This window comes from Isoptericola sp. NPDC057191, from assembly GCF_042670225.1.
In the GTDB taxonomy this organism is placed as follows: domain Bacteria; phylum Actinomycetota; class Actinomycetes; order Actinomycetales; family Cellulomonadaceae; genus Isoptericola.
The window spans coordinates 1-6,977 of sequence record NZ_JBHUWC010000207.1 but is presented as its reverse complement, the minus strand read 5'-3'; the positions used below and the strand labels follow the sequence as shown (position 1 = coordinate 6,977).

Below are 6,977 nucleotides of genomic sequence, written 5' to 3'. Positions count from 1 at the left end.
CGTTCAGAACGTGCACAACCGCCTGTTCGGCGAGGGCGGGTGGGCGGTCAGCCGGCGCTCGGGGCGCTCGGGGCGCTCTGGGCGCTCTGGGCCGACTGCGGGGTGACCGGGCTGACCGGGCTCGCCGGCGTGTTCGGGCTGGCGGGCGTGGTCGGGCTGGCGGGCGTGGTCGGGCTGGCGGGCGACTGAGGAGTCGGGGCGGTCTTCGTCGACTGCGCGGTCTGGGCCGTCACCGTGGTGACGGACGAGGCGTTCTGCACCGCCGACGGCGACGGGTCCGCCGACCGGACGGGCGACTCGACGGGTGCGGTGGCCGCGTTCGCGCTCGACGTCGGGTCCGGCGTCGAGCCCCCGCGGTCGTCGGCGAGGCGCACCGTGGTGGTCGCGACGTCGTCCGACGGCGCGCGGTCGACGGCGCCCTGCGCCGCGGCGGCGACGGCGCCCAGGCCGACCGCGCCCAGCGCTCCGGTGACGATCCATGCGCTGCGTGCCTTCATGGTGCTGCTCCCTCGTGTCGGTCGGCGGCGTGCCCGCCGGGCGGTCCGGGCTCCTGCCCGGCTGGTTCCCAGCCTTCGCGGGCCCCGTGAGACGCCGGGGAGCCGCGGGTGAGAGGTCTCTCAGATTCCCGTCGCGTCCGCTGCGAGCCGCTCGGCGACGTGGAGGAACGCGTCGGCGCGCACGGCGTCGTCCGCTCCGGCCGCGAGCGAGACGACGACGGCCGCCGCCCGCGCGCGCAGGAGCGCCGGGTCCGCCGCGCGGCCGAAGACGTCCAGGCAGCGCGCGACGAGCCCCTCCGTCCCCGCGTACAGGCGGGGCTCGATCGCGGTGAGCACGGCCAGGTGCGCGACGGCGCACGCCAGGTCGTCGACCAGATGGCCCGGACCGAGGGTGTCGACGTCCAGCACACCGCCCACGCGCGGGGTCGTGCGCGCTCCGCCGGGCTCGTCGGCAAGGTGGTCGGCAGGGTCGTCGGCAGCGTGGACGGCGAGGTGGTCGGCGGGGTCGAGCAGCAGGTTCGCCGCGTGCAGGTCGCCGTGGGTCGTGACCACGGGCCCCGGGTCCCGCGTCGCGACCACGGCCGCGACCCGGGCGCCCAGGTGCTCCAGGCGGCCCGGTTCCATCCCGTGCAGCGAGGCGAGGGTGCCGAGGTAGCGGTCGAGCCGGTCGGCCCACGGCGCACGACGCGGCAGCCGTCGGCCCGCGGCCGGGAGGCCTTGCGCCACCCGCAGGATCTCCGCGGGGTCGATGCAGCCCGCCTGCCCGACCGCCGGGGTCCAGGCGACGAGGTCGGCGACCGACGCGCCCGGCACCTCCGCGAGCAGCACGACGCCGTCGGGTGACCAGCCGAGCACCGGCGGCGCGTGGACGCCCGCCGGCGCGCCCGCGAAGAGCGCGTGCCGCTCGACCAGCTCGCCCACGCGGGAGGGCCGCACCACCTTGACGTACACGGTGCCCGCGGACGTGCGCGCCCGGAGCACCGCGCGGCGCAGGGGGCGGTAGGTGACGGTCTCCAGGCCGAGCACCGCGACGTCCGCGCCCGCCTCCCGCAGCCGCTCCTGCACGAGCGCCGGCGTGCTCCCTGCCTCCAGCCCGGGCAGCGCGGGGTCGTGCGGGTGGCGCCACACGTGCAGGCTCCGGCCGCCGTCGTCGAGCCGCACCACGCCCGGCCCGGGGTCGCTGCCCACCGGCAGGTCCTCGCCCCGCGCGCGGCGGAAGGTGGAGGCAGGGGCGGTCGACGCGAAGAGGTGCTCGTGCGCGCGACGCACCCCGCCCTCCGCCCGCCGGGCCACGACCTCGAAGGCGACCGTCACCTCGGCGCCCGGCCGCGCGTGCACCTGCCGCAGCGTCCAGGACTCGAGCTCGGCGCCGTCCGCCGCGAGCGCCGCGCCCAGCACGTCGGCCGCGCCGTCGCCGGCGAGCAGGTCGAGCCAGGCGCGGTGGTCGTCAGGGGCGACCGCGGGCGGGGCGGTGGGCGGAGGGGTCGGCACCCCGTCATCCGACCGCGCGGGCACGAGCGCGGGGTGAGACGCCGATGAGAGCCCTCTCATCGGCCCGCGGCGGTGCTCCGGCGGGTCAGAGCGAGACGTCGTCGAGCCCGAGCCACCCGGCGAGCTCCGCCAGCTCGTGCCGCACCGCCTGCGCGACGTCGGGCGTGAAGGGCAGGTCCTCGTGGATCGCGTCCACGCGCAGGACGCCGGCCTTCCGGTCGGCGGTGGCGTCCACCTTCCCGACGAACCGGTCCCCGTGCAGCACGGGGAGCGCGAAGTAGCCCCACCGGCGCTGGGCGCGCGGCTTGTACATCTCGAGGACGTAGTCGAAGTCGAAGATCTCCAGCAGCCGAGCACGGTCGTGCACGAGGGCGTCGAAGGGCGAGAGCACGGCGGTGCGGCCCTCGAAGGGCTCGTCGACCGACTCCAGCGCACCCGGGTCGACGAGCCACGTCCGGTCGCTGCCCTCCACGGTGGCAGGCGTGCCCGTGAGGTCCACGTAGTCCTCGTCCCCGGGGAGCCCTGGCACGCGGGCGCGGGTGATGCCGCGCGCGCGGACGAACCGGGCGACGCGCTCGCGGGCCGCCTCCTCGCGGGGCAGCGGCGTGACGTCCGGGTGGACGCGCTCCGCCAGGTCCCACAGGCGGTCGCGGCCGCGCCGCCCGGCGACCGCGACGTCCCCGTGCAGAGCGGCGAACTCCAGCATCTGCGTCACGTTGCGGTGCCCCGTCCAGCCGGTGGAGCGCCACGGCCGCACGCTGGTGTCCGGCACGTCGCGGGCGCTGAGCGGGCCGGCCTGGGCGAGCAGGGCGAGGACGTCGTCGAGGAACGGCGCGTTGTCGTGGAACCAGCTCGCACGCCAGTCCCCGAAGGGCCATCGACGCATCTGCTCGAGCCAGAGCGGGAGGTCCTCCGTCGAGCGGACCGTGCCGCCCAGCCGGAACAGCATCCGGTCCGCCAGGGCGTCCTCCACCGCGCCGGGCCACGTCGCACGGCCGAGGCGGGACCACGGCACGAGGTCGACGGCGGGCGCCACCGCCGTCGTCGGGTCGACCGGCAGCACCAGGAGGTGCTCGACGGTCGTCACCAGGTCGCCCGGGTGCCGCGGGTCGTCCGCGCGGCGCCCGTCGAGCAGCTGGGCCCGCACCGCGATGCGGCGGGCCTGGTCTCGGGTCAGCCGCACCGCCGGCGCGGCGTCGTCGCGGGTCACCTCGCGACGGTAGCGCCGGCCGCCCACACCACGGGGGCGGTCGTGCGACGGCGCCCGCCAGGCCGCCCGGGCATGGTCCCGGGGGACGACGCCGCACGGCACCCCGGTCGGACGCGCTGCCGCCGGCCGCGGCGTAGCGTGCCCGGCATGGACCGCGGCCCCCTCGACCGTTGGCGCCCCCGGCTCTTCCTCGCGGTGGCGCTCGCCGTCGTCGTGACGTTCGGGACCCTCGGGGCGTCGCACTGGCAGCCTGGCGCTCGCGACGTCGACGCGCTGGGGCTGCTCCTCGCGCTGGTCGGGCCGGTCGTGCTCCTCACCCTTCCCCGCCGGCCGGTGCTCGCGGTGCTGCTGGCGGTCGGCGCCGTCGGCGCGTACCTGGTGCTGGGCTACGCGTGGGGACCGGTGCTGGGCGGCGCGGTCGGGGTGCTCGTCATGGTGCTGCTCACGGGCCCGGCCGGCCGTGCCCGCGTGATCGCCTGGTCGGGGGCGGCGCTCCTGTGGGGCACCGTGGTGGGAGCAGCGGCCCCCCGCGACGACGCGCCGCGGTCCGCCGCCGTCCTGGGCGGGGCCGCCTGGACCGCCGTCGCGCTCCTGGTCGCCACGGGCATCCGCGAGCGCGTCGCACGCGCGGCCGCCCTGCGCGCCGCCCGCGCCGAGCGCGAACGCACGGCCGTCGCCACCGAACGCCTCCGCATCGCGCGCGAGCTGCACGACGTCCTCGCCCACTCGCTGTCCGCCATCAACGTCCAGGCGGGCGTGGGCCTGCACCTGCTGGACCGCGACGTCGAGCAGGCGCGTTCCTCGCTCGCGTCCATCAAGTCCACCAGCCGCGACGCCCTCGACGAGGTGCGCGCCGTGCTGGGCGTCGTGCGCGGCGAGGACCCGCCGGACGGCGAGGACGCCGGGCGGGAGGGCGCGCACGAGCCACGCTCCCCCACGTGGGACCTCGCGGCGCTGCCCCGCCTGGCGGAGCCGCTGCGCGCCCGCGCCGTCGACGTCCGGTTCGACGTGGAGCCCGCCCTCCTCTCCGAGGGCGCGGTGCCCCCGCGCCTCGCGGGCGTCGCCTACCGCGTGGTGCAGGAGTCCCTGACGAACGTGGGCAGGCACGCGCCGGGCGCACGGTCCGTCGTCGTGCGGGTGGCGCGCGAGGACCACCGGCTGCGGGTCACCGTCACCGACGACGGCGGGCCCGGCGGACCTCCGGAGGAGCGCCCGCCCGGCTACGGGCTGCGCGGGATGCGGGAGCGGGTCGAGGGCGCGGGCGGCGGGCTGCGCACGGAGCACGGGTCGCCCGGGCGCGGGGCAGGCTTCGTCGTCGACGCCACCATCCCGCTGCCCGACGACGCGACGGAGGACGCATGATCCGCGTGCTGCTGGCCGACGACCAGGCGCTGGTGCGGGGCGGCTTCCGCGCGCTCCTCGACGCCGAGGACGACATGACCGTGGTGGGCGAGGCCGCGCGAGGGGACGAGGCGGTGCGCCTGGCCCTGGAGCTGCTGCCCGACGTGGTCCTCATGGACGTGCGCATGCCCGGCACCGACGGCCTGGAGGCCACCCGTCGCATCGTCGCCGACCCTGGTGCCGCCGACGTGCACGTGGTCGTGGTGACCACGTTCGAGCTGGACGAGTACGTGGCCGAGGCGATCCGCGGCGGCGCGAGCGGCTTCCTCGTGAAGGACACGGAGCCTGCGGACCTCGTCCGGGCCGTGCGCGTGGCCGCCGCGGGCGACGCCCTCCTGTCCCCGACCGTGACGCGCCGGCTGCTGGCCCGCGTCGCGGAGGCCACCCGCGACGTGCCGCCCCCGCCCGGCCTCGGTGACCTGACCGCCCGCGAGCGCGAGGTGCTCGTCGAGGTGGCCGGCGGGCTGTCGAACGACGAGATCGCGCGCTCGCTCTACCTGTCGGAGTCGACCGTCAAGACGCACGTCTCGCGGGTGATGGCGAAGCTGGGTGCTCGGGACCGTGCGCAGCTCGTCGTCGCGGCGTACGAGGGCGGCGTCGTCCGGCCGGGCTGGTCCGGCTGACCAGCCCGTACGACACGCTCGACCGGTGGCACGACGGGACCACCCAGGTCGGTACGCCGGGGTGACGACGCGGCCCTCCTCGCCGGGCGACGGTGGTGGTCGAGGGCCCGCAGAGGGCGGACCCACCGTCACGAGGAGTCCACGATGCTCACCACTGCCACCGCGATCGCCGTCCCCGCGGCCGTCGCCGCGCACCCGTACGCCGGCGGCGGGGGGCCGGGCTGGTGGATCGTCTTCCCGATCCTGTGGTTCCTGCTCTTCGCCACCGTCGTGTTCCTGATCGCCCGCCGGGCGCGCCGGTACGGGCCGCCGTGGGCCCGCGGCGGCGCCAGCGGCGTCGACGTCCTGGGCGAGCGGTACGCCCGCGGTGAGATCGACGAGGCCGAGTACCGGCAGCGCCTCGCCGTCCTCAAGGAGGACCGCCGCTGACCCGTCGTGCCGGCGACGCGGCCGCCCCGCCGTCCCTGCGGACGGTGGGGCGGCCCGCGTGCGAGAAGATGTCCCGCGCCACAACCTTTTCGCCTCGTCGCGCGTCGTAGCAGGTGGACGACGAACGACAGGTCACGATCACGACACGGCCGGGGTGCTGCGCTCGCGATCCGGGCGCGCACGGGGCACGGTGGTACCCCGCGGCGCACCCGGTACGCCGCACACCGGCGCGGAAGGGGCACGATGCGTACGGTTCCCAGGACTCGGCGACGCCGCGCGGCGTCGCTCCTCGGCGTGCCGGTGGTGCTCGCCCTGGTGCTCGGAGGTTGCGCCCCGCTCCCGGGTGACACGCAGCCGGAGCCGGGGGCCGCCCCGACCGCCGCGACGTCGACCGGCAGCGCGTCCGACGGCGTCTCGGCCACCGACGACGGGGTCCAGGGCTCGGCGTCCGAGGACACCGCCCAGCAGCAGGCGGACCAGAAGGCCGCCGACGACGCCGCGAAGAAGGCCGCCGAGCAGAAGGCTGCCGAGAAGGCGAAGAAGGCTGCGGAGAAGAAGGCTGCGGAGAAGAAGGCCGCGGAGAAGGAGGCCGCCGAGGAGGCCGCCGCCCAGGAGGCCGCGGACCAGAAGGCAGCCGAGGAGGCTGCCGCGAAGAAGGCCGCCGACGAGCGCGACAAGATGCTCGCCTACGGCGACTCCGGCGCGCGGGTCGTCGCCCTCCAGGAGCGGCTGCAGGAGCTGGGCTACTTCCTCCTGGACGCGGACGGCAGCTTCGGCCCCGCCACGCAGCAGGCCGTGTGGGCGCTGCAGAAGGCGGCGGGCCAGTACCGCGACGGCGTCGTCGGCCCGAAGACGCAGGCCGCCCTCGACGACGGCGTGCGCCCGCAGGCGCACTCGTCGTCGGGCAAGGTGGTCGAGATCGACCTGGAGCGACAGCTCCTCATGACCGTCGAGAACGGTCAGGTCACCCGGATCTTCAACGCGTCGTCGGGCAACGGCGACACCTACGAGGCCAAGGGCCGCACGTATCACGCGACGACCCCGCACGGCTCGTTCGCGGTCTACATGGAACGCGACGGCATGCACGAGTCCACGCTCGAGCTGGGCTCGATGTACCGGCCGAAGTACTTCTCGGGCGGGTACGCGGTGCACGGCTCGCCGTCGATCCCGCCGTACCCCGCCTCGCACGGGTGCGTGCGGGTGTCCAACTCGGCGATCAACTGGCTGTGGGACTCCTGGGGCATGCCCCACGGCACCCCGGTCATCCTCTACTGACCGACCCCGCCGTTGGGGGTACGAAATCGGCGTGAATTCCCCCGGGAATTC

General features: G+C 76.6%; 7 protein-coding genes. 4 read left to right on the top strand and 3 right to left on the bottom strand.

Features of this window, described 5'->3' with window-relative positions:
• Nucleotides 1–47: 47 nt before the first annotated feature.
• From ACFT55_RS18140 to ACFT55_RS18130, 3 genes are all read right to left on the bottom strand, one after another.
• Nucleotides 48–497, bottom strand: a complete 450-nt coding sequence (locus ACFT55_RS18140; RefSeq protein WP_380245244.1) for a hypothetical protein — start codon at nucleotides 495–497, stop codon at nucleotides 48–50.
• Between the two features lie 120 nt (nucleotides 498–617).
• Nucleotides 618–1,988 carry a phosphotransferase gene (locus ACFT55_RS18135; RefSeq protein ID WP_380245243.1) on the bottom strand — a complete coding sequence of 457 codons (1,371 nt, stop codon included), beginning with the start codon at nucleotides 1,986–1,988 and terminating at the stop codon, nucleotides 618–620.
• A gap of 85 nt (nucleotides 1,989–2,073) precedes the next feature.
• Nucleotides 2,074–3,198: a DNA glycosylase AlkZ-like family protein gene (locus ACFT55_RS18130; RefSeq protein ID WP_380245242.1), complete on the bottom strand. Its 1,125-nt coding sequence runs from the start codon at nucleotides 3,196–3,198 to the stop codon at nucleotides 2,074–2,076.
• Nucleotides 3,199–3,345: 147 nt separating this feature from the next.
• Between ACFT55_RS18130 and ACFT55_RS18125 the strand changes: the two genes are divergently transcribed.
• From ACFT55_RS18125 to ACFT55_RS18110, 4 genes are all read left to right on the top strand, one after another.
• Complete coding sequence (locus ACFT55_RS18125; RefSeq protein ID WP_380245241.1) at nucleotides 3,346–4,560, top strand: sensor histidine kinase; 1,215 nt, start codon at nucleotides 3,346–3,348, stop codon at nucleotides 4,558–4,560.
• Nucleotides 4,557–5,222: a response regulator gene (locus ACFT55_RS18120; RefSeq protein WP_380245240.1), complete on the top strand. Its 666-nt coding sequence runs from the start codon at nucleotides 4,557–4,559 to the stop codon at nucleotides 5,220–5,222. Before ACFT55_RS18125 ends, ACFT55_RS18120 begins: the two co-directional genes overlap by 4 nt.
• Before the next feature lie 144 nt (nucleotides 5,223–5,366).
• Nucleotides 5,367–5,651, top strand: coding sequence for an SHOCT domain-containing protein (locus tag ACFT55_RS18115; RefSeq protein ID WP_380245239.1), 285 nt, complete (start codon nucleotides 5,367–5,369; stop codon nucleotides 5,649–5,651).
• Between the two features lie 243 nt (nucleotides 5,652–5,894).
• Complete coding sequence (locus ACFT55_RS18110; RefSeq protein WP_380245238.1) at nucleotides 5,895–6,926, top strand: L,D-transpeptidase family protein; 1,032 nt, start codon at nucleotides 5,895–5,897, stop codon at nucleotides 6,924–6,926.
• Nucleotides 6,927–6,977 lie beyond the last annotated feature (51 nt).

Excerpts from the sequence above, each read along its gene's own strand:
- ACFT55_RS18140 (WP_380245244.1), bottom strand. The coding sequence starts at position 497 with ATGAAGGCACGCAGCGCATGGATCGTCACCGGAGCGCTGGGCGCGGTC.
- ACFT55_RS18125 (WP_380245241.1), top strand. The coding sequence starts at position 3,346 with ATGGACCGCGGCCCCCTCGACCGTTGGCGCCCCCGGCTCTTCCTCGCG.
- ACFT55_RS18120 (WP_380245240.1), top strand. The coding sequence starts at position 4,557 with ATGATCCGCGTGCTGCTGGCCGACGACCAGGCGCTGGTGCGGGGCGGC.
- ACFT55_RS18115 (WP_380245239.1), top strand. The coding sequence starts at position 5,367 with ATGCTCACCACTGCCACCGCGATCGCCGTCCCCGCGGCCGTCGCCGCG.
- ACFT55_RS18110 (WP_380245238.1), top strand. The coding sequence starts at position 5,895 with ATGCGTACGGTTCCCAGGACTCGGCGACGCCGCGCGGCGTCGCTCCTC.